We start from the raw sequence: 23,475 nt of genomic DNA on the forward strand, positions 1-23,475 counted from the left end.
GCACCGCGCCCCACCGCCGCGGACACGACGGCGGCCCGCGACACCGTACGGCCGGCCGCCGCCCGACGGCCGACGCGGACACTCGAACAGGTGGTGCAGGTGCAGATCGGGCGCCTGGAAGTGAGGGCAGGCCGACCGGACACCGGGACCGGGCAGCCGGCGCGGCGCCCCGAGCGGCCGGGGGCGGCCGTGAGCCTGGCGGACTACTTGTCCCGGGGGCGCGAGTGAGCCGCACCGGCAGTGACAGCGGCAGGACCGGCAACACGAGAGGAACCGAGGAACTGACGTCATGAGCAACGCACTCGCCATCGCCCATGTCAGCCAGGCCCTCGCCCTGCTGATCGAGTCCCACCTGCGGCCGGAGATCGACATGGGCGTCAAGGTGGAGCCGCGCAAGCCGCCGGCCGAGCCGCCGACGGACCCCACCATCTCCGTCTTCCTGTACCAGATCACGCCCAACACCTCGCAGCGCAACAACGACCTGCCGACGCGCGCGTCCGACGGCACGCTGGTGCGCCGGGCCAGTGCCGCGCTCGACCTGCAGTACGTGATCAGCGCGTACGGCGACGAGACCGAGCTGGTCGGGCAGCGGCTCATCGGCTCCGTGGTGCGCACCCTGCACGAGACGCCGATCCTGCCCCAGGACGTCATCGAACTCGCCGGTGAGCGCCCCTACTTGGCGGGGAGCAATCTCGCGGAGGCGGCGCAGCGGGTGCGGTTCACGCCGTTGGTGATGGACGTCGACGAGACGTCGAAGCTGTGGGGGATGCTCTACCAGACCCCGTACGCGCTGTCGGTGGTCTACCAGGCCTCCCTCGTCTTCATCGACGGCCACGAGACGCCCGTCCCGGCGAAGCGGGTGGAGCGGTCCGAGGTCCGGGTGCTGCCGTTCGGTGCGCCCGGCGCGCCGGTGCCTGCGGGGCCCGCGCCGCGTGCCGACGAGCCGTCGGGCGGGGCGGACGACGCGGACGGGCCGGAGGCCGGGACCGGCGACGCCGGGAGGACCGACGCCGGCGGGGGGCCGACTGCCGTGCGGCCCGATGCCGGGCCCGGTGCCGGGGAGTCCGCTGCCGGGAAGGCCGCGAAGGCGCCCGCGAAGGCCGTGGCCAGGACCGCGGCGAAGACGCCGACGCGTCCGCGCAAGGTGGCGGTACCGCCGGTCAAGGCCGCCACGAAGGCGGCGAAGACCGCCAAGACGGCGCGGACGACCAAGAGCGCGCCGCCCGCCGAGCCCACGGACCCGGGCTCCGGAACGGGCGCGGGCGGCGACGAGGGCACGGAGAACTGAGGCGACGTTGGGGTCGACGGGGGCAGGTGAGCACATGGGGACACACGAGTCGAGCACCGCGGACGCGGGCGACGGCAGCGCGGCGCTGACCGCTGAGATCCGCCGCGTCCTGGCATGCGTCGACACCCACGCGGAGCGCGCCACCACCGCGTCGGACGCGGCAGCCGGTGCGGGTGCGGGTGCCGGTGCCGGTGCCGGTGCCGAAGGGGACGTTCCGGACGCCGGTGCCGGCGCCAGTGCTCGTGCCCGGCGTCGTGCCGCTGCCGCGCGCGGGAACGCCGTCGTGCCCGCCGCCCCGGCCCCCGCCCTGCTCGACGCCCTCGTCGCCTGCTTCGGGCTCACCCCCTTCGAGCGGGACCTCGTACTGCTCACCGCCGCCTACGAGTTGGAGCCCACGGCCGGTACCCGGTGTGCCGCGGCCGCCGGAGATCCGGGGCGGGCGCACCCCACCTTCTCGCTCGCCCTGGCCGCGCTGGACGGACCGCACTGGAGCGCGCTCACGCCCGTGGCGCCGCTCAGGCGCTGGCGGATCGTCGAGCTGGAGGACGAGACACGGCTGACCACCTCCCGGCTCCGGCTGGACGAGCGCATCCTGCACTTCCTGCTGGGCTCGCCCCACCTGGACGCCCGGCTGCACGGCCAGGCGCGCCGCGCCCCGGCGCCGGACGCGCTGCCACCGTCGTACGACCTCGCCGCGAGCCGGCTCGCCGAGGGCTGGACGGAGGGCGGCCACCAGCCCGGCGCACCGCTGCTCGTCGAGGTGACCGGCGGTGACCTGCGCAGCCGCGCCGACCTCGCCGCCGCGGCCGCCGCCCGGTCGGGGCTCGGGCTGTACGCGATGAACGCCGAGGACATTCCGACCGATCCCGTCGAGCGCGACCGGCTGGCCCGGCTGTGGCAGCGGGAGGCGATCCTGCTGCCCGCCGCGCTCCTGGTGGAGGTGGGCGAGCTGGACCGTGATCAGCGGGCGGCGGTCGAGGCGTTCCTGACCGGTGCCGCCGTACCGGTCGTCGTGTCGAGCGAGGACCCGCTGCGCACCGAGCGCCCGCGCGGCGTCCGGGTGGCCGTGCCCCGGCTCGACGACGAGGAGCAACTCGCCCTGTGGGCGGGTGCTTTCGAGGAGGTCGCCGACCTGGAGGAGGGTGAACTCCGGTCACTGGTCGCGCAGTTCCAGTTGCCGCCGCACGTCGTGGGGTCCGTGGCGGCCACCGTGGGCCGCCGGCTGCCGTACGAGGACGAACTCGACGCCGCGGGGCTCGCCTGGCGGACCGGTCTCGACGAGGCCCGGATCGGCATGGACGAGCTGGGCCGCCGGATCGAGCCGCAGGCCGGCTGGGGCGACCTGGTGCTGCACGAGCGGCAGACGGCCGTACTGCGGGAGATCGTCGCGCACGTGCGGCAACGTGCCACCGTCCACCAGGAATGGGGCTTCGCCGCGACCCTGCGCCGCGGCCTCGGCGTCACCGCCCTGTTCGCGGGCGGCTCCGGCACCGGCAAGACACTGGCCGCCGAGGTCATGGCCAAGGAACTGGGCCTCGACCTGTTCGTGGTCGACCTCTCCCAGGTCGTCAGCAAGTACATCGGCGAGACCGAGAAGAACCTCCGCCGGGTCTTCGACGCCGCCGAACGCGGCGGCGCGCTGCTCCTGTTCGACGAGGCGGACGCCCTCTTCGGCAAGCGCAGCGAGGTCAAGGACAGCCACGACCGGTACGCCAACCTCGAAGTCAGCTATCTGCTCATGCGGATGGAGGCCTACCGGGGCCTGGCCATCCTCACCACCAACATGAAGCAGGCCCTGGACACCGCCTTCCTGCGGCGCATCCGCTTCGTCGTCGACTTCCCCTTCCCGGCCGAGCACGAACGCGCCGAGATCTGGCGACGCGTGCTGCCGCCGCAGGCCCCCGTCAAGGACATCGACTGCGATCTGCTCGCCCGGCTCGCCGTGGCGGGCGGCTCGATCCGCAACATCGCCCTGTCCGGGGCGTTCCTGGCCGCCGAGGAGGGTGACCGGCTGCAGATGCGGCACATGCTCGCGGCCGCCCGCACCGAGTACCTCAAGCTGGAGCGCTCGTTGACGCCCTCGGAGGTCCGCGGATGGGTGTGAGCAGGCGGCCGGCCGCCGTCCGCGTGGAGATCGGCGAAATCGTCCTGGACGGCTTCCGGGTGGACCCGGTCCGGGTCTCGGCGGCGTTCGAGAGCGAGTTGTCCCGGCTGGTCCGGGAGCGGGGCGTCCCCCTGGCGGCGAACGGCACCGTGACGGTCGACGCGCTGGCCGGGCTTCCCCCGCTGCCCGCCGGGCTGTCCGCGAGACGGCTCGGCCAGGAGCTGGCCCGCGCGGTGCACCGGGGACTCAGCGGCCACGGGGAGGTGACCCCGTGACCTCACAGGCGCAGCAGGCCAGTTCGGAGCAGGCCGCCGAACAGCGCCGGCGCAAGCGCAAGGAGCGGGCCGCCAAGTCCCGTGCCCCGGAACCGAAGAGCATCGTCAGCGGCGCCGGTCAGCCGCTCGACCCCGGCGTGCGCCGTGAGTTGGAGGAGCAGCTCGGGCACGACCTCGGCCGCGTACGGCTGCACACCGGCCGCGACGCCGCACAGCTGACGGAGCTGCTCGGGGCGGACGCGGTCGCCGTCGGCCAGGACATCCTCTTCCGCGAGGGCGCCTTCAAGCCCGGCACCGACGAAGGCCGCCGCCTGCTCGCCCACGAACTGCTGCACACCGTCCAGAACCCGCACGGCCTCGGCGCCCTGCGCGCCGGACGCGAGCCGGGCGCGGTCAGCCTGCCGCAGCAGACGATCGAGCGGGAGGCCGAGACGGCCGCGCGTGACCTCGTACGACCGGAGCGCGAACCGTCCGCCCCGGAGGTGGAGGAGGGACAGGCCACCCCGGGCTGGCTGCGGTACGCGACCGTCGACGCGGACCGGATGCGGACCGAGGCCGTCGATCCGGCGAGCCTCGTGGACCGGCTCGCGGGCGGAGTGCTGCGCTCGCTGCGCGGCGACCCCGCCGACCTCTCCGGCCGCGTGCGGATGCAACTCGCCCGCATGTCACCGCAGTTGCAGGACTCCGTACTCGACCGGCTCGAAGACCGCCTGCTCACCCCCGAGTTCGACCGGCTGCTGGAACTCGCGGAGCAGGCCACCGAGCGCGCCCCGGAGTTGCAGCCCACCCGGACACCGCAGGCCGAGCCCGACCTGTTCGAACTCCTGGGCGTCGAACGCGTCCACTGGCAGCTGAAGCAGGACGGCGACCGGGACACGCAGGACAAGAAGGCCGCCGACGCCCGCGAGGAGCGGCGCGACGCACGGGACCGCGACGAGAAGTACGGCAGCGACCGCAGCCGGGCCCGCTCGGACGCCGCCACGGAGGACCAGGACGCCGCGCGGCGCACCGAGCAGGAGGACGCGCGCGAACAGTCCCGCCGGCAGGCCCGGGAGGAACAGCAGCAGGAGGACGACCGGCAGTCCGCCGACCGGGCCCACGTCGACGAGGCCTCCGACCAGCGTGCCCAGGGTCAGCGGGACGGCACCGAACAGGCCAAGGAGGAACGCAAGGCTCAGCGGGACCGGGAGGAGCAGGACCCGGAACAGGCGAACGCACCCGGCTCGGACAAGCGGCGGCGCCAGGACCAGGCGACCCAGCCCCCAGCCGGCGCCAAGCGGGAGCAACTCGACCCGAAGGCCAAGGGCCAGCCCGGGCCCGTACGTCCCGAGAAGGTCGACGAGCGCGCCGAACAGCCGGACAGCGCGCTGTCCGAACACGGCCTCAACGAGAAGGACGAGGACGAGGAGCGGCCCCGCGAGGAGGAGCGTCCGCTGGGCCTGGAGGCCGGCGCGGACGGCGAGGTCGACGGGCACGAGGAGGAGGGCACACCCGGGGGCGGCGCCCAGGCGGCCGTGATCAAGCCCGAGGACCATCTGCCCGAGACGGACCTCGACCTGTCCGCCGTACCGACCGCGCAGGGGCTCGCTCCCGGTGCGGCCGAGCCCACCGTCCTCACGTTTCCCACCCCGCCCCCGACCCGGGCCGAACGCATCGAACAGGAACGGGAGAAGCAGGAGCAGGCTCAGGACGAGGACGTCGCGAGCCCCGACGCGAAGGCGCCCGGACAGGACGAGGGACCCGTCGAGGGCGAGGCACCCCAGCCCGAGGGCGGGCCCGTGGCCCGGGCCGGGGAGCGCGACGAGCAGGACCTGCAACCGGACAAGCCCACCGATCAGGAGGTCGGACCGGACCCGGGAACCGCCGACAAGGAGAGCCAGGAGCCGGAACCCGAACCGGCCTCGGCGCAGGGGGACGAGCAGGACTCCGCCGACACCCGCCAGGAGCAGCAGGACCGTATCCGGCAGGAAGAGCGCTCGCCGGAGCGCCCCGGGGTGCGCTCGGAAGCCGCGCTTCCCGCGTCGACCACCGCCGATGCCGTACGTCCCGCGGGCGCGTCGGCCCCGAGCACGGCCGTCGAGGACCGCAACCCCTCGCCCGCCGTGCGCCGGGACGCCGAGCCGCCCAGGCCGCAGCGGGAGGCACCGGCCGCCAAGAGTGCCGTACCCAAGGAGAGCGGGCCGGGCGCCGCACCGCGCGGCGGCCGGGTCGGGGAGAGCGAGCGGGTCGGTCCGACGACCGGTGCCGGACCCGGCGCGGCACCGTCGGCAGCGCAGGCGGCGGTCAGCCCGGCCGCCGAACAGACCGACAACCCCGGCAGGCTGGGCGCGCCCGAAGGAGCGCAGCCCCAGCCGGAGGCCTCCCTGGAGAAGGACGGCGGCGGCTGCGCGCCGCCGGAACCCGCGCCCGAGAAGGACGACGGCGCGCAGGGGAGTTGTGGCGGTGGCGGTGGCGCGGCCGCCGAGGAGAAGGAGAAGCAGGAGGAGCCGCCGGACGTCTCCGGTCAGGACCCCAAGGCCGCCGTCCAGACGGTCAGCAGGCTCGCGCCCGACCAGGCCGCCGCCGCCATGCCCGGCGTCGGCCGTGCCGTGGACAAGAAGGTGGGCCAGGAGCAGCAGCGGCTCGCCGCCGCCCCGCCGACCCGGGAACGTCCGTCCGGGGCGCCCCAGACGCGTTCGGCGCCGCCCGAGGCCGCCCCGCCCGCGGACCAGGTCACCGGCAGCGTCGAGAAGCTCGGCCCCGAGGAGCAGGGCGACAAGCAGCAGGCCAAGGGCAGCGACAAGGCGCAGGGACAGAACCCCACCGACAACGTCGCCCCGCCGCCCCCGCCGGTCGCGGCCGAACTCAACGCCGACGAGGCCAAGAGCGTCGAGGCCGCGGCCGACTCCGTACCGACCGTCGACCCGGCGCTGCGGAACAAGACGGTCGGACCCGCGCCCAAGATCCGCCTGGAGGGCGCCAGCGACCCCAAGCGCACCGACGACCAGGCCAAGGCTCTCAAGGACAAGCAGAACGACATCCACCGCACCGGCCGCGAGGACGCGGCCAAGCCGATGGGCGAGGACCAGGTCTTCCCCGACGCGCCCCGGGAGCGGCTGGTCGGCAAGGCGGCCGTCGGCAGGGGCGGCAAGGGTGCGCAACTGCAGGCCGGTACGGCGCCCAAGGCCGGCGTGGGCGCGGTGGCCAAGCAGGAGAAGGGCACCGAGATCGACGCCGCGGCGGGCCGGGCCCAGGGGGACCTGACCGCCAAGGAGAAGGAACAGCAGCAGGGGGAGCAGCAGGCCAAGCGGGACAAGCAGGCCGAGATCGACCGTGAGGTCGACCGCAACACCCAGCAGCAGACCGGGGAACGCGGCCGGGTGGCCGACGAGGTCCAGCAGCAGCGCGAGCAGTGGCGGACCGAGCAGGACAGCAGGATCGAGGACGCGGACACCAAGTCCGAGAAGGAACACACCACCAAGAACAAGGAGATCGTCAAGGCCCGCGACGACAAGGACAAGGAGATCGAGGGCCGCAAGGACCAGGACAACCAGAAGATCGACGCCGAGCGGGAGAAGTCGGAGAAGGAGGCCCGGAAGAAGAAGGAGGAGAAGAAGCCCTCCGGCGGGTTCTTCGGCTGGATCGCCGACAAGGTCAAGAGCTTCTTCAACGCCCTCCTCGAAGCGGTCACCGCGATCTTCGACGCCGCCCGCAAGGCCGTCAACGGCATCATCGACACCTTCAAGGACTGGGCCAACAAGGCGATCGACTTCGTCCGCGACCTGGCGGTCAACGCGATCAACGCGCTCGCCGACGCGCTGATCGCGATCGGGGACGTGCTGCTCGCCGCGTTCCCGGAGCTACGGGACAAGTTCCGCAACGCCATCGAAGGGATGCGCGACCGGGCCATCGCCACGGTCAACCGGCTGGCGGACGACCTCAAGAAGGGGGTCAACGCCCTTCTCGACGCCCTGGCGGCCGGCCTCAACAAACTCCTCGACGTCCTCGAAGCCGGCCTCAAGTCCGTCATCCAGGCCTTCCAGTCCATGATCCTCAGCGCGATCAAGTTCGCGCAGGCGGCGATCGAGGCGCTCGGCAAGTTCGCCGCGCTCGTCGCCGACATCGCGCCGGACCCGGGTGGCTGGCTGTCCAAGGCGGGCAGCTCGGCGAAGACGGGCATCACCGACCACCTCTGGGGCGCCATCAAGGTCGCCGTGAAGCAGTGGTTCGACACCAAGGTCGAGGGCATCCTGGGCCTCGGCAAGGCCATCATCGACGTCCTCGTCAAGGGCTGCGTGTCCATCAAGCAGATGGGCAAGATGGCCTGGGACGCGATCATCGCCTCCCTGCCGATGATGATCGCCACGCTGGTCATCGAGAAGGTCGTCTCGATGCTGGTCCCGGCGGCCGGCGCGATCCTCACCATCGTCCAGGGCCTGATGGCGGCCTGGCAGAGCCTCAGCTCCATCCTCTCCGCGTTCTCGAAGTTCTGGGCCTACCTGAAGGCGGTCAAGGCGGGCCCCGCGGCCTGCCTGTTCGCCGAGGCGGTCGCGGCGGGCGTCGTCGCGCTCCTCGACCTCATCACCAACATGCTCCTGGCCCGCCTCTCCTCCGCAGCCAAGGGCGTCGGCAAGCGCCTCAAGGGCGTGGCCCAGAAGATCACCGAGGGCCTGAAGAAGACGGGCCGCGGCGCGCGCAAGGCAGCCGGCGAGGCCGTCAACAAGGCCCGCGGCGCCTTGCGCAACGCCCACGACAGCCTGGGCGAACCGGCACGCCCCGACCACCCGAAGGGGCGGCCGACCCCCGACCCCAAGTCGCCGCCGAAGGCGAAGGACCACGCGACGCCGAAGTCACCGGCGAAGCCGGACCCGGAGGCGGCGCGGCCGAAGGACGCGCCGTCCACTCCGGCGAAGGACCGAACGTCCGAGGAATCCGCGAGGAAGCCGAAGGAGTCGAAGTCGGCACCCCCGGCCAAGAAGAACAAGGAGATCGAGGCGCCCAAGCCGGCCAAACCGCGAAAGCCCAAGTCCGCGGCGGGCAGGGCCCTCAGCAAGGCCAAGGGGGCCGTCAAGTCCGCCCTGACGAAGGTCCGCAACGCGGCGCGGACCCTTGGCAGGAAGCTGACGAACGCCAAACCGGGCAAGGCTCTCAAGAACGGCGCGTCCAAGCTGCGCGATCTGTTCAAGAAGAAGCGCGACCGGTTGAGGGACGAGAAACGGCGGCGTCAGGAGCACAAGAGGCGGCACGACGAACGCAGGCGGAAGGAAAGGTCGAAGGAGTCCAAGGACACTCGGCTCCGTCAGATCGTCGCCCGCATCAGGCGGATCATCACGCCCCCGCTGAAGCGGGGAATCCAAGGCCCGGTGTATTACGCCATGCTCCAGGGCCTGAAGACCTGGTACCGCCTGACCGGTCTGAGCTCGGCAGGCCGACCCCATTTCCGCATCACCGCCGCCCTGAATCCCAGCGCACCGGTAGTCCCGGGCGAGTGGGAGGAGGAGACCGCCTATTTCGACACCTTCGACGTGGAGGACCGGCACCGGAAGTCCAACAAGAAGGACAAGGAGAAGAAGGAGGACGACCCGAACGTCGCGGCATTCCGCAGGGAGGTCCGGGCGCGACTGCACGGCCTGGACGAGAACGCCTCCATCGGGGACGTCATGAGCCTCTGCGGTGAAGTCGCGGACCACATGAGGGGCATCAACCGAGGGCAGTTGCAGTGGGAGCAGATGCCGTCCTACTGGCTGCTCTCGTTGCATCACCCGGGCGCCGCCATCAAGCCCGTGGGCATGTTCCGTGAGTCCAACCTCTACGAGGCAGTCGAGATGGGCAAGGCGCAGCCCATCTACAAGGACGTGAACGGCGCTCAGTTCGTCCGCGACAAGAAGAACCAGTTCGTCCCCCGATACGTCACACGGAACATCGCGGCCGAAGACCGAGTGACTCACCGGAACAATCAGGGCATGATTCCGCGCGGCTACCGGGACGACAGGGGCAACATGCTGCCGCCGCAGAAGCGGGCATCCAACGAGGCCTGGGAGCACGTGACGGGTACGGAAGCGTCACAGTTCATCTCCACGACGAAGCTGGAGAGCCAGGGCATCAAGGACCCGAAGGGCGAAGCGTGGAGCACCGCCAAGGGGCAGAAGTTCCATGGAATGGCCCGGATCGACCTCTCCTATATCAACCCGCAGAACATCTTCGATCTCACCACCGCGGTCGGCCAACGCGAATGGAAGTTGGATTCCCCGGGCACCGCGGTCCTGCAGCAGGCCCTGCGGGACGTCATACGAACTCAGGAAGTCCTGATCAGGGGAATCATCCCGCAGGGCGCCATCAAGATGCTTACGAAGCCCTGACACCGGCTTCGTGGAGACAGCACCCAAGGAAAGGAGGGCAGACGTGAGCCGTTTCGACACCTACCACTGGCACGGGGTGACCCTGGCCGACAGCACGCTCGACGCCGCTCGGGCCGAGCTGGAAGACCCGTCGGGTGAGGAGGCCGCTCTGCGAGGCTTCGTCACTCTCCTGCGCAGCGGGAATCTGGCCGCGACGGGAATCGCCCTCGACCACTACCACTATGCGATCACCAGGGAGAGGCACGGCTTCGGAAGCGTGCTCAAGGAATACCGCGAAGAGGTTCGCCGGTGCGCTCGAAAGATCCTTCGCCAGGGCCCCGCACCGGGATCTGCAACCGGTGCGGCGATGGCCGGAGCGGACTGGGCGAGCGCCCTTCTGATCATGATCAACCAAGCGGAGCAGGAGGACGCCGAGATCATCGCCGGCGCCCTCGACGCCCCGCCGAACTTCGACGCCGAATCCGCCGCGTTCAGGGCGGCGGGAAGGATCCTCCAGCAGTCCACCGGCACGAACGAAAGGCTGGTGGCTGTGCTGAGCCGAGCGGTGTTCGACGAAGCCAGAGACGCTGACGAACGCCTTGAGGCACTCCAGGCCCTGTCCCGGTCCCCGCATGCCGTCACCGACCTCTTGCGGGCCGCCGAACTGGACGATCTCGAACTGCAGGCGACCGCCGTGCGCGCACTCGCTCGCCTCGACCTGGCGGCCCACCGTCGCCTCGTCGAGGAAAAGGCGGCCTCCTGGCCCGAGGACGCGCCGTATCCGGCCTCCGACGTGCGCGACGTACTGGCCGAACTCGACGATCTGGAGGGGGACGCATGACCCGCTACGCAGACATCCCCAAACCCATCCGCTCCGGCATAGTCGTCGTCGACCCCGACCACGGCACCCCCCAGCGCATCATCGTGCTGCAGTTCAACCCGGACACCCTGGAGCGGAGCATCGCGCCGCAGTCCGCGGGGGACGGTGGGGACGGTGCCGGTGGTGGGGCGGGGAACGGGGATCGGAACGAGGCGCTGCGGTTGAAGGGGCCGGCGCAGGAGACCTGGAAGTTCACCGCCGAGATCGACGCCACCGATCAGCTGGAGATCGCCGCGCCCGACGGGATCCACCCGCAGCTCGCCACCCTCGAAATGCTCGTGCAGCCGACCACCGCGCAACTGCGGGCGGCGACGCGGCTCTCGCAGCAGGGGGCCATCGAGATCAGCCCGATCGAGATGCCGTTGACGCTGTTCACCTGGGGGAGCAAGCGGGTCATGCCCGTCCGGCTCACCGAACTGTCCGTCAACGAGTCCGCCTTCGACGTCGATCTCAATCCGATCCGGGCCTCGCTCGGCATCGGGATGAAGATCCTGACCGTGAGTGACCTGCCGGCCGGGCATCGCGGTGCCGACCTGTACATGGCGCACCTGGCACAGAAGGAGCGGCTCGCGGCCGCAGCGCGCGGCGGCAGCCTGGGCGCCCTCGGTCTGGGCGGCGTCGGACTCGTGACCGGAAGGGGATGAACGAACACGCCATGGCGGACACCGAGCCTTACGAGAGTGCGCTGGACTCCGTACCCGGAGCCCACCCCTACCCGCGCACCAGCCGCTACCACGACGCCGAGATCGGCGTGCACCGGTGCGCGGACGGGACCGAAGTGCGGTACACCAAGCGGCGGTTGCTGCCGCCGCTCACCGAGGACACCGAGGACACCGAGGCGCACGTCGTCGGCACCGGAGAGCGGCCCGACCTGCTCGCGCAGCGCTTCCTCGGCGATCCCGGACAGTGGTGGCGGATCGCCGACGCCAACCCCATCCTCGATCCACGGGAGTTGACGGACGAGGCCGGGCGTGTCATCGGCATTCCGCTCGCCGGCGGGTTCCCGCGCGGAGAGCGGCGTGTCTGAACAGCCCGTGGGGCAGGGCCCCGTCCACATCCAGCTCCTCATGGGTCCCACCCTGGCCCGCCCGGTCCCGGCCGAGGTCGTCGAGGCGCTGCTGTCCGCCCAGATCACCGCGACCGCGGGGGAGCGCAGCGGCTTCCAGTTCGCCTTCGACCTCACCAAGACCGGGCTGATCAACCAGCGGCTGCTGCCGGAGGGGTTCTTCGATCCGAAGACGCGCGTCATCCTCACCGTCAGCGTCCGTGGCACCCCCGAGGTGCTGTTCGACGGCCTGATCGTGCGGCAGGAGGTCGGTGCCAGCAACATACCGGGCCACTCCACCCTCACCCTCACGGGCGAGGACCTGACCCTGCTGATGGACCTGGAGGAGCGCACCGCCCGCTACCCCAACCTGCCGCCGTCCGAGCGCGTCCTCGCCATCCTGCGCCGCTACTCGGACTACGGCATCCGGCCGGACGTCTACACGGAGCAGGTGTCCCAACCCCCGCACCAGGACCTCCGCGTGCACTACCAGACCGGCACCGACCTGCAGTACGTCACCGAACTGGCGCGGGCCAACGGCTACACCTTCTATCTGGAGCCCGGCCCCAACCCCGGCCAGTCCGCAGCCCGTTGGGGCCCGGAGGTCCGGCTGGGCCTCAGGCAGCACGCGCTCAACGTCAACATGGACGCGGACTCCACCGTCGACCAGCTGACCTTCGCCTACGACGGTACGGCCAGAGAGGAACCGCAGGCCCGGTGGCAGGACCCGGGGACCCGCCAGTCGACCCTGCTGCCCCAGCCGCCGATCAGCCCCCTGCGCCCGCCCCTCGGCCGGCGGCCCACCCCGGCCCTCAAGCGCAAGACGCTCCCCGGCACCGCCAAGCAGCAGCGGGAGCAGGCCGAGGCCGAACTCCTGGCCCGCGCTGCCGTCTCCGCCGACGTCGTGTCCGGCTCCGGCTCGCTCGACGTCAACCGGCACGGCTACATCCTGCAGCCCCGCCGACTGGTCGGCGTACGCGGCGCGGGGCGGGCCTACGACGGCGACTACTACGTCAAGTCCGTCACCCACAACCTGCGCCCGGGCTCGTTCCAGCAGAACTTCACCCTCTCCCGAGAGGGCCTGGAAGCGCGCAGCGACTACGTCCGTCCGTAAGACCTCGACCCACCGACCAGGAGCACTCCCACCATGGCGGCACCCAGCAATCGCTACCTCGGCAAGTTCCGCGGCCGGGTCGTCAGCAACGACGACCCGCTGCGGATCGGCCGTATCACCGTCGAGGTCCCGGACGTCCTCGGCGACGAGCCGTCCACCTGGGCGCTGCCCTGCCTGCCGTTCACCGGGCCCCAGGCGGGTCAGTTCGTGGTGCCGCCGCCCGGCGCGGGCGTGTGGGTGGAGTTCGAGCAGGGGGATCCCAGCTTCCCGGTGTGGACCGGGTGTTGGTACGGCGCCGCCGACGAACTGCCGCCCGACGCGCGCCGCGAACTCCAGGCGAACGCGGCGAGCAAGCCGGTCGTCGTGCAGACCCCGGGGGCCCACAAGATCGTGCTCAACGACACCGCCGGTGCCGAACAGGGGATCCTCCTGCAGGCCCAGGGCGGCGCCTACATCCGCATCACCAAGGAAGCCGTGGTCATCGCCACCGGTGCCGGCGCCGAGATCGTGCTGCGCGGTCGCGAAGTGACCATCAACGAGGGCCAGTTGACCGTCCTCTCCAAGCGATAACAAACGGGGGAAGAACTTGTCCGGAAGTCTGTTGGACGCGAGCGCCCTCATCGGCTGCCCGCACGGCGGCCGTGTCGCGCCGGCCATCACGCCCTCCGGCGGCCTGCGGATCGCGGGCGCCGCCGTCGCCACGGCCGACCACGCCCATGTCGTCACCGGCTGCCCGCACACCGTCGCCGGCGTGCCCTCGCCGTGCGTCTCGGTGCGCTGGACCGCCGCGCACACCGGCGTGACGGTCGACGGCGCGGCCGTGCTGCTCGACACCTCGGCCGCCCAGTGCGTCAGCGCGGCCCTCGTCCCGCAGGGGCCACCCGTCGTCCAGGCCGCGCAGCGAAAGGTCACCGTCCGATGAGGCCGACGCGTCACCGCACCCGCACCGACATCGCGTTCCCCTTCCACCCCGACCGCCGGGGCCGCACCGCGCACGCCCACCCCGCCGAGCACGTCCACGACCTGATCGAGCAACTGCTGTTCACCAGCCCGGGCGAGCGCGTGATGCGCCCCGACTTCGGCTGCGGACTGCTCGACCTGGTCTTCGCCCCGAGCAGCCCGGAACTGGTCAGCACCCTCGAACTCTCCGTCCAGGCCTCGCTCCAGCGCTGGCTCGGCGACCTCGTCGAGGTCGTGGCCCTCGACATCGAGAGCGGCGACGACGTCGTACGCGTGCATCTGTCGTACGTCGTGCGCGCCACCGGCACCGTCCGCGAGGACGTCTTCGAGGGGAGGGCGGCATGACCGTGGGAACCACCCGCCGGGCCAAGGTGCGGGCCGCGCAGCTGGGCGGTGTCGACGCCGTCGAGGTGAGCGACGACGGGCTGCTGCTCACCGTCACCTTCCTCGGCAAGGCCCCGCACGGCCTGGGCCCCGAGAACGTCCGCATCGACGGCGGTCGGCGCATCACCGGCATCACCGCGGTCGACGTCAGCGTCGAACGCGAGGAGGACCCGGAGCTCGACGACCGGCTCTACGTCACCCTCGACCGGGCCGGCGACACCTCCCGCTACCGACTCTCGCTCGTCGAGACCGACCCGTACGGGCGGCCCGGCACCGAGCCGTTCCGCGGCTTCGACCAGCGCTACCACAGCGCGTCGTTCGCCTTCCGGCCCGACTGCCCCACGCCCTTCGACTGCGCGGACGGCGACGGGGAGACCCCGCTCTTCCCGGCCGCCCCGGTCATCGACTACACCGCCCGCGACTACGACACCATCCGCAAACTGCTCCTGGACCGGCTGGCGCTCACCACCCCCGACTGGGTCGAGCGCAACCCCGCCGACCTCGGCGTCACCCTGGTCGAACTCCTCGCCCACACCGGTGACCAGATCAGCTACCAGCAGGACGCGGTCGCCACCGAGGCCTACCTGGACACCACCCGCCGCCGGGTCTCCGTCCGGCGGCACGTCCGGCTCATCGACTACACGATGCACGACGGCTGCAACGCCCGCGCGTACGTGACCGTCGAGACGGCCGGCGACCACACCCTGGCCCCGGGCACGTACCGCTTCGCCTCCGTCGACGTGCGCGTCCTCGACCCGCACGACCGGCCCGAGCCCGGCACCGTCATCGACGAGAACGACCTCGGCGACCTCGACGAGCGCGGCGCGGTGGAGGTCTTCGAACCGGTCGTCGCCGCCGAGCCGTTGCGGCTGCGGGTCGCGCACAACGCGATCCGGCTGTGGACCTGGGGCGGCGAGGTCTGCGCCCTGCCCCAGGGGGCCACGGCGGCCACCCTGCGCGACGAGTGGGTGGACCCGGAGACCTGCCGGGAACGCCGACTGGACCTGTCGCCGGGCGACGTCCTGGTCCTGGAGGAGGTGAAGGGCCCGCGCACCGGCACCCCTGGCGACGCCGACCCCGCCCACCGGCAGGCCGTACGCCTGACCTCCGTCACCCCCGGCCTGGACCGGATCGAGGACCAGCCCGTCCTGGAGGTCACCTGGGCCGCCGAGGACGCCCTGCGCCTCCCGTTCTGCCTGACCGCGCGCGGCGGACGCGACTGCCTGCCCGTCGATGACGTCACCCTCGCCCGCGGCAACGCCGTCCTCGTCGACCACGGCCGCTCCGGGCCGCACGAGACGGTCACCGTGCCGCCGGTGCCGGCGGTCGTGGCCCCCTGCGATCGGCCGGACTTCGGCTGCCACGACCGTACGGAGGGCAACGCGCCCGCCCGGCTCATCACGTCCCTCACGGACGGGACGGAGCGCGGCGAGGCCCTGACCCCCGACGACGTCCGCGAGCTGTTCGACGTCGTGGGGGAGCGGGCCACCGTACGCGCCGGAATCGGCCTGGAACGGGCCGGACAGCGGCACGAGCGGGTGGTGCCCGGTACGGCCTATGCGCAGGCCGCCGCCCTGCGGACCCTGCTCGCGCAGTCCGTGTACCCGGGCATCGCCCCCCGGTTCCGCCCGGTCCTCGGCCGCGCCCCGGTGACCCAGGCCGTGCCGTTCCCCGACCCCGCCACCGTCGCCGCCGGGCAGGCCGAGCGGATCGCCGCCGTCCCGGGCCGGGTCCGGCAGCGGCTCGTCGAGCTGTGGCGCAGCGCCCGTGACCGCGACGGACTCGGCGAGGAGGAGATCACCGAACTCGCCCTGATCTACGGCCTGAAGGTGCTGGAACGGCTGGAGCTGCGCAGCCACCCGGTCCGCGCCCTGCGTGAACTCCTCCACCGCACGGATGAGTTGCTCGACGCCAAGCTGCGCCGTGTCGACATCCTCGCCGCGCGAGCCCGTGCCGGAACCGTTCTCGACGGCCACATCGCCTGGGAGATCGCGAACAGTTGGGGACCCGTGTACGCCGCCGGACTCCACCCCGACGAGCCGGTCCTGCGCGGCTCGGCGACCGGCGCCCTCGTCCAGGACCCGCGCGGGGCGCTGCCCGCCGTACGCCTGCACGACGCGGACCTGGTCTGGGAGCCGCGCCGCGACCTGTTCCACAGCGGCACCCGCGACCGGCACTTCGTCGGTGAACTGGAGGACGACGGCCGTCTCGCCCTGCGCTTCGGCGACGGACGCCACGGCGCGAAGCCGACGCCGGGGGCCCGCATGTCCGTACGCCACCGGCTCGGCGGCGGCGCCACCGGCAACGTCGGCGCGGAGGCCATCAACCACCTGGTCGTCGAGCCGGGCTGCGAGACACCGGTCGCCACGGTCCGCAATCCGCTGCCCGCCACGGGCGGCACCGAACCCGAACCCATCGAGCAGGTGCGCCAGTTGGCGCCGCTCGACCTGCGCCGCACCCGACTGCGCGCGGTCACCGCCGAGGACTACGCGGCCCTCGCCTCCGCGCTGCCCGGAGTCCAGCGGGCCGCCGCCGAGCTGCGCTGGACCGGCAGCGTCCAGGAGGCGCACATCGCCGTCGACGCCCTCGGCGCCGGCGCTCCCACCGAGGAACTGCTCGTCTCGGTGGCCCAGGCGCTGGAGGCCTACCGGCGCATCGGCCACGACCTGGTGGTCGGACCCGCCCGGCCGGTGCCGCTGGACATCGCGCTCGGCGTGTGTGCGGCGCCCGGACATCAGCTCGGGCAGATCCTGGCCGAGTTGTACCGCGTCCTCGGCAGCGGACGGCTGCCGGGCGGTCGGCTCGGCTTCTTCCACCCGGACGCGCTGACCTTCGGCGAACCGGTCCGGCTCAGCCGGCTGGTCGCCGCCGCGGCGGCCGTCCCCGGAGTGGAGAGCGTCCAGGTCACCCGGCTGCGCCGGCTGTACGAGGAGGACCGAGGAGAGAGGGAGGACGGAGTGCTGCGGCTCGGCCCGCTGGAGATCGCCACCTGCGACAACGACCCGGACCGGCCGGAGAACGGACGGCTGGAGATTACCCTGGGAGGTGCCCGATGACCCCGGCGTGCTCCTGCGGCGGCGCGTGCGGCGGCCACGACGAGCGCCTCGCGCCCGCCCCGCCGCACAACCCTCCTGGCCGCACCGCCCTCGACTACCGCGTCGGCGAGTACGGCTCCTTCCTCGCCGCGCTCCTCGACCGGCTCGCCTCGCCCGCCTACCCGGCCCTCGACGGGCTGACCGTGCGCACCCCCGACGACCCGGCGATCGGCCTGCTCGACGCCACCGCCGTCCTCGGGGACCTGCTCACCTTCCACTCCGAGCGCATCGCCGACGAGGCCTATCTGCGCACCGCCGTCGAGCACCGCTCGCTGGTGCTGCTCGGCCGGCTCGTCGGACACCGGCCGCGGCCCGGCGTCGCCGCGACCACCCATCTCGCGTACACCCTCGAACGCGACCCGCGCGCCGAGGCCCTGCCCGTCCTCGTCCCGCGCGGGGCGCGCAGCCACAGCGTGCCCGCCTCCGCCGACGAGCAGTCGCTGACCTTCGAGACCGCCCGGGACCTCACCGCCCGCTGGGACTGGAACGAGCTGAAGGTACGGCGCCGCCGCCCGTCCCTCATCACGCCCGAGGACCTCGACCGCCGCTCCGCCCTGTTCGTCGAGGGCACGGCGAACTCCCTGCGGACCGGCGACCAGTTGCTCTTCGTCTTCGGCGAACAGGCGGGAGGGGAGCGGAGGTTGCTGCCCGTCGCGGGCGTCCGGATCGACCGGGACGACGACATCACCGCGATCTCCCTGCCCAAGTCGGCCCCGCCCACGCTCAAGGAGCTGGTCGACGAGGCGCGGCGGTGGACCGCGGAGCCGGCGGCCCCGGGCGAGCCGGGCGAGGAGCCCCCGACCCCCGAGGTGCCCAACCCGCGCCCGGTCAGCCGGCTGATCGAGGACTTCGACGACCAGGTCCTGGCCCCGCTGCGGGCCGACCTGGACGGCATCCGGACCCCGGAGCGCCTCGCGGCCCGCCTCGCCGAACCGGTGGCCCGCCTCACCGAGGCGGAGGTCCTGGCCGAGCCGTACGACGACGTGGCGGCCTGGTTCGAGCAGCTGGAGGCGGTGCTGGCGGAACTGGCCGAGCGGGCCCTGGAGTTGGCACCGGCGCAGCCCGCCGAGATCGGACCGTCCGCCGGCTCCGCTCAGCAGGCCGAGGCAGCGCAGGTCGCCGGGACCGCACCGTCCGCCCAGGCCGCACGGTCCGCCCAGGCCGTCGCCCCGGCGAAGGCCCGGAGCGAAGCCCACGGCACCGGCCACCAGCCCCAGGAGACGGACCCCCACCGGGCCGCCCTCCAGGCCCTGAGCACCGTGCTCCCGGCCCTGCGCGGCTCCGCCCCCGCCGCGCGCACCGGCCACCGCGCCCAGCGCCCCGGCACCGACACCGCCCGCCTCCTCGGGGCGCTCGACCCGGGCCTGGGCGGCCTCTACCCGGCCTGGCGCACGGCCCCCGCCCCCGGCGCCCCGCGGCTCCTGCGCGACCTGCTCGCGATGCGGGTCACCGCGGCTCCCTTCGGTGCCACGGCCCCGCTGAAGCCGGTCCAGGACGAGCGCGGCCGGGTCATCCGCACCGCCGACTGGCCGCTGACCGGCGCGGTGCTGGCGAGCATGCGCGTGGTGTACGACCCGGCGGGCAAGGTCCCGGTCCGCGCCGAGTTCCAGTACGTCGAGGGCAGCAGCAGCGACCAGCGCGCCGAGAACCTCCCCGTCGCGCAGCAGATCACGTTCCCCCTGGGCCCGGGGCAGGTCGACCTGTCGACCAGCGCCGCCCAGGACCGCGAGCTGAGCCGGCTCAACCGCCGCCCGGCCGCGGCCGAGGAACCCGGCGTCACCGCCCGCCTCCACTCCGGACTGCCCGAGCGCACCCTGTTCGTGTCCCGCCCGGACGACGACGGCCTGGTCCACATCGGCGTCCACAACGGCACGGCCCAGGAGATCTCCCTGCGGCCCGGCGGCAGCGAGCAGTTCACCCACGGCGACCACGAGGTGAGCCTGAAGTACACGGTGGGCAGCACCGAGCCCAACGTCGAGATCGTGATCGCCAGCAAGCCGGAGCCCGTCAACCGCCGCGTCCTCCAACTGGACACCGCGCACGAGGGCATCACCGTCGGCAGCTGGGTGGCCATCCGGCGCCCGGCCAAGGGCGCCCAGGGCGGGATCCCCGGGGACGCCCGTCTCGCCTTCGTCACCACGCAGGTGGTGGCCGCGCGCACGGCCGCCTACTCCAACTACGGCATCACCGGCCGCGGCACCGAACTCACCCTCGCCGACCCCTGGCTGGACGAGTTCGACGTCCTGCTCTCCCACATCCGCGACACCACCGTGTACGCGGCGGGGGAGCCGCTGCGCCCGGCCGACGAGCCGCTCGGTGAGGACGTGCACGGCAACGAGATCGAACTCGCCGAGCTGTACGACGGGTTGCGACCCGGCCGCACCCTCATCGTGAGCGGGGAACGCGCCGACATCCCGGGCACGGCCGGCGTCACCGGGACCGAGGTGGTCGTGATCGCCGCCGCCGACCCGGCCGTCGATCCCCGGCTCCCGGGCGACCACGTGCACACCCGGCTCACCCTCACCACCGACCTCGTCCACCGCTACCGGCGCGCGAGCGTCCGGATCCTCGGCAACGTCGTCGAGGCCACCCACGGCGAGAGCCGCGAGGAGGCCATCGGCAGCGGCGACTCCGGCCGCGTCAACCAGACCTTCGCGCTCTGGCAGTCCCCGCTGACCTGGCTCGCCGCCGACAACCCCCTGGGCGCCACACCCGTCCTGGAGATCCGCGTCGACGGCGTCCTGTGGCACGAGGTCGACAGCCTCGCCGGCCGCGCTCCGACCGAGCGCGTGTACATCACCGGCACCGCCTCCGACGGCCGCACCACCGTCACCTTCGGCGACGGCGTGCACGGCGCCCGGCTGTCCAGCGGCCACGAGAACGTGCGCGCCCGCTACCGCTTCGGCACCGGCCGGGCCGCGAACGTGCCCGCCGACCGGATCACCCAGCCCCTCACCCGCCCGCTCGGCGTCAGCGCGGTCACCAACCCGCGCCCGGCGACGGGCGGCGCGGACGCGGACGGGCCCGGCCTCACTCGCCGGACGATCCCGCTCGCCGTCTCCGCCCTGGACCGGCTGGTCTCCCCGGCCGACTACGAGGACTTCGCCCGCTCCCGCGCCGGCATCGGCCGGGCCGCGGCCCGCGAACTCTTCGACGGGCGGCGGCGCGTGCTGCACGTGACGGTCGCCGGCACCGACGACGTGCCGCTGTCCGAGGACAACCTCCGGCCGCTGTGCGGCGCGCTGACCGAGTACGGCGACCCGAACCTGCCGGTCCGGGTGGACGCGCGGGAACTCGTCCTGCTGCTGATCGCCGCCAAGGTGAAACTCGCCCCGGACCACGCCTGGGAGTTCGTCGAACCCCGGCTGCGGCAGGCGCTGCTGCGCCGACTCGGGTACGAGGGACGGGAGTTGGCGAAGCCCGCGCGGCTCTCCGAGGTCCTCGCCACCGCGCACTCCGTGCCGGGCGTGGACTACGTGGACGTCGACGTGTTCACCGGCGTGCCCGCCTCCGCCACCGCGGAGCAGCTCACCGCCCTGCTCGCCGACCCCGGCACCCCCCGGGCGTCGGTACCTGCGCACCCGGCGACGTACGAGGAGATGACCCACACGGTGCGCGCCCGGGACGGCGAGACGCTGTCGTCCGTCTGCGCCCGGCACGGCGTCCCGCTCGCCGAACTCCTGCGCCTCAACCCCGACATCACCGACACCCGGCGCCTGAAGAAGGGCCGGACGGTGTTCGTCTTCCGCGGCATCCGCCCGGCCCGGCTCGCCATGCTGTCGGCGCGGGCCGCGGACACCCTGATTCTGACGGAGGTCAAGTGATGGCCGCGCATTCGGCGGACGTCGAGTTGGAGACACCGGCCCCGGTGACACCCCGGGAGCCCGACGGGCTCGCCGAGCTGCTGCCCCGCTGGCACCTGCTGCGCGACGCCGAGGAGGGCGAACCGCTGCGTGCCCTGCTCGCCGTGCTCGCCGAGCAGATCGACCGGGTCCGCGACGGCGTCCAGCAGGGCTACGAGGACCTGTTCGTGGAGACCGCGGCCCCCTGGGTGCTGCCGTACCTCGGCGACCTCGTCGGCTACCGCACCCTGCCGGGCTACGAGCGGGTCCTCACCACCGGCCTGCACGACGGCGGCCGGGACGCGCTCGCCGAGGCCGTCGCACCGCGCCGCGACGTGGCCGCGACCGTCGCCCACCGCCGCCGCAAGGGCACCCTCCACCTTCTGGAGGAGCTCGCCGAACAGGTCGCCGAGTGGCCCGCCCGTGCCGTCGAACTGTCGCGCCTGGTGGCCCATACGCAGCCGGTGAAGCTGTACGGCACCGGCCGGCGCGGGGACCGCGGGCACCTGCTCGACCTGCGGGACGGCTCCGCGCTCGCCCTCGCGGGCGGTCCGTTCGAGCGGACCGCCCGGACGGTCGACGTACGGCGGGCCGACTCGACGCGGAGGCAGGGCGGTTGGACGCCCGCCGGAGTGGGCCTGTTCGTGTGGCGGCTGAAGTCCTACTCGCTCACCTCGTCGCCGGCCTACTGCATCGACCGCGCGCGCAACCTCTACACCTTCTCCATCCTGGGCAACGACACCCCGCTGGTCACCAAGCCGGTCCCGGAGCCGTCGCCCGCGCACATCGCCGCCGTCGACAACGTCCCGGCGTTCATCACCCGCCGGCTGCTGCACGACCGGCTCGCCGACTACTACGGCCCCGGCAAGAGCCTCGTCATCCGGCGCGACGGCGAGGACCGGCCCGTACCGCCGTCCGACATCGTGGTCGCCGACCTGTCGGACTGGCGCTACCGCCCCAAGCGCGGACAGGTCGCCGTCGATCCGGAGCTCGGCCGGATCGCGTTCGGCTCCCGCTCGGCGCCCCGGCAGGGCGTGTGGGCGGACTACCACCACGCCTTCGGCGCCGACATGGGCGGCGGCGAGTACGAGCGACCCGACCGCGAGCCGCGGCCGGACGCCGACTTCTACCGGGTCGGCCCCGGACAGCCGTACCAGCGGATCATGGACGCGTACCGGGCCTGGCAGGACGAGGGGAGCCCGGAGCGCACCGGCATCATCGAGATCACGCACAGCGGCGCCTACCAGGAGCAGCTGGACTTCGACCTCGACCCCGGCGACCGCCTCGAACTCCGGGCGGCCGAGGGCACCCGGCCGGTGATCCGCCTGCTCGACTGGTACAGCAACCGCCCCGACGCGCTCAACATCCGCGCGGTGAACGACGACTGCGCCGCGCACGAGCGGCCGCGCGTCGTCCTCGACGGGCTGCTCGTCGCCGGGCGCGGCATCAACGTCACCGGCCCCATGGGCGCCGTCGTCGTCCGGCACAGCACGCTCGTGCCCGGCTGGTCGCTGGAACCCGAGTGCGCACCGCACTCGCCGGACGAGCCCAGCATCGTCCTGGAACGCACCACCGCCTGCCTCCAGATCGAGCACAGCGTCCTCGGCACCGTCGAGGTCATCGGCGACGAGGTATCCGAGGACCCCCTCGACATCCACCTGCGCGACAGCGTCCTGGACGCCACCGGCAGCGACCGCGAGGCCCTCTCCGCCCCCGACTGCCGCCACGCCCACGCCGTGCTCCATCTGCACCGCACCACCGTCATCGGCGAAGTGCGCACGCACGCGGTGCGGATCGCCGAGAACTCGATCTTCACCGGCAGGCTCCACGTGGCCCGGCGCGGCATCGGCTGCCTGCGCCACTCCTACGTCCCGCCCGGCTCGCGCACCCCGCGCAGGTTCCGCTGCCAGCCCGACCTGGTGGGCCCCGAACAGGCCGCGCGCGTACGGCCGTTGTTCGCCTCCGAGCGCTACGGCACGCCCTGGTACGGGCAGTTGGCGGACCGGTGCGCCGAGGAGATCCGGCGCGGCGCGGACGACGGCGCCGAACTGGGCGCCTTCCACGATCTGTACCGGCCGCAGCGCGAGGACGGCCTGCGGGCCCGGCTCGCCGAGTACACGCCCGCCGGCGCGGACGCCGGGATCTTCTTCGTGACGTGAGCCGCACCTCCT

The 23,475-nt window shown here is 73.0% G+C and carries 14 protein-coding genes and 1 pseudogene; all 15 read left to right on the top strand.

Annotation, left to right across the window (positions count from 1 at the left end; translation table 11 throughout):
* Window positions 1-228: pseudogene (locus ACWGKT_RS16710) on the top strand (hypothetical protein); the annotation flags it as partial.
* Between the two features lie 61 nt (window positions 229-289).
* The gene (locus ACWGKT_RS16715) at window positions 290-1,288 is read left to right on the top strand and encodes a Pvc16 family protein (RefSeq protein ID WP_453274210.1); all 999 of its coding nucleotides are present in this window, start codon (window positions 290-292) and stop codon (window positions 1,286-1,288) included.
* 34 nt (window positions 1,289-1,322) lie between these two features.
* Window positions 1,323-3,392: an ATP-binding protein gene (locus tag ACWGKT_RS16720; RefSeq protein WP_453274211.1), complete on the top strand. Its 2,070-nt coding sequence runs from the start codon at window positions 1,323-1,325 to the stop codon at window positions 3,390-3,392.
* Window positions 3,383-3,667, top strand: a complete 285-nt coding sequence (locus ACWGKT_RS16725; protein ID WP_453274212.1) for a hypothetical protein — start codon at window positions 3,383-3,385, stop codon at window positions 3,665-3,667. Before ACWGKT_RS16720 ends, ACWGKT_RS16725 begins: the two co-directional genes overlap by 10 nt.
* On the top strand, window positions 3,664-10,005 hold the full coding sequence (locus tag ACWGKT_RS16730) for an eCIS core domain-containing protein (protein ID WP_453274213.1): 6,342 nt from the start codon (window positions 3,664-3,666) through the stop codon (window positions 10,003-10,005). Before ACWGKT_RS16725 ends, ACWGKT_RS16730 begins: the two co-directional genes overlap by 4 nt.
* A gap of 43 nt (window positions 10,006-10,048) precedes the next feature.
* Window positions 10,049-10,825: a hypothetical protein gene (locus tag ACWGKT_RS16735; protein ID WP_453274214.1), complete on the top strand. Its 777-nt coding sequence runs from the start codon at window positions 10,049-10,051 to the stop codon at window positions 10,823-10,825.
* Window positions 10,822-11,508, top strand: coding sequence for a hypothetical protein (locus ACWGKT_RS16740; protein ID WP_453274215.1), 687 nt, complete (start codon window positions 10,822-10,824; stop codon window positions 11,506-11,508). Before ACWGKT_RS16735 ends, ACWGKT_RS16740 begins: the two co-directional genes overlap by 4 nt.
* Before the next feature lie 11 nt (window positions 11,509-11,519).
* Window positions 11,520-11,891 (top strand): hypothetical protein, encoded by a 372-nt coding sequence (locus ACWGKT_RS16745; protein ID WP_453274329.1) that lies wholly within the window; start codon window positions 11,520-11,522, stop codon window positions 11,889-11,891.
* Window positions 11,884-13,023, top strand: coding sequence for a hypothetical protein (locus ACWGKT_RS16750; RefSeq protein ID WP_453274216.1), 1,140 nt, complete (start codon window positions 11,884-11,886; stop codon window positions 13,021-13,023). The genes ACWGKT_RS16745 and ACWGKT_RS16750 overlap by 8 nt, the downstream gene beginning before the upstream one ends.
* Before the next feature lie 33 nt (window positions 13,024-13,056).
* Window positions 13,057-13,593 (top strand): phage baseplate assembly protein V, encoded by a 537-nt coding sequence (locus ACWGKT_RS16755; protein ID WP_356150126.1) that lies wholly within the window; start codon window positions 13,057-13,059, stop codon window positions 13,591-13,593.
* Between the two features lie 16 nt (window positions 13,594-13,609).
* The gene (locus ACWGKT_RS16760) at window positions 13,610-13,945 is read left to right on the top strand and encodes a hypothetical protein (RefSeq protein WP_453274217.1); all 336 of its coding nucleotides are present in this window, start codon (window positions 13,610-13,612) and stop codon (window positions 13,943-13,945) included.
* Window positions 13,942-14,328 carry a GPW/gp25 family protein gene (locus ACWGKT_RS16765; protein ID WP_356150130.1) on the top strand — a complete coding sequence of 129 codons (387 nt, stop codon included), beginning with the start codon at window positions 13,942-13,944 and terminating at the stop codon, window positions 14,326-14,328. Before ACWGKT_RS16760 ends, ACWGKT_RS16765 begins: the two co-directional genes overlap by 4 nt.
* The gene (locus ACWGKT_RS16770) at window positions 14,325-17,423 is read left to right on the top strand and encodes a putative baseplate assembly protein (protein ID WP_453274218.1); all 3,099 of its coding nucleotides are present in this window, start codon (window positions 14,325-14,327) and stop codon (window positions 17,421-17,423) included. Before ACWGKT_RS16765 ends, ACWGKT_RS16770 begins: the two co-directional genes overlap by 4 nt.
* A complete protein-coding gene (locus ACWGKT_RS16775) occupies window positions 17,420-21,286 on the top strand; it encodes a putative baseplate assembly protein (RefSeq protein WP_453274219.1) in 3,867 nt (1,288 codons plus the stop codon). Before ACWGKT_RS16770 ends, ACWGKT_RS16775 begins: the two co-directional genes overlap by 4 nt.
* Window positions 21,286-23,463, top strand: a complete 2,178-nt coding sequence (locus tag ACWGKT_RS16780) for a hypothetical protein (protein WP_453274220.1) — start codon at window positions 21,286-21,288, stop codon at window positions 23,461-23,463. Before ACWGKT_RS16775 ends, ACWGKT_RS16780 begins: the two co-directional genes overlap by 1 nt.
* Window positions 23,464-23,475 lie beyond the last annotated feature (12 nt).

The organism is Streptomyces sp. NPDC054794 (assembly GCF_053611585.1).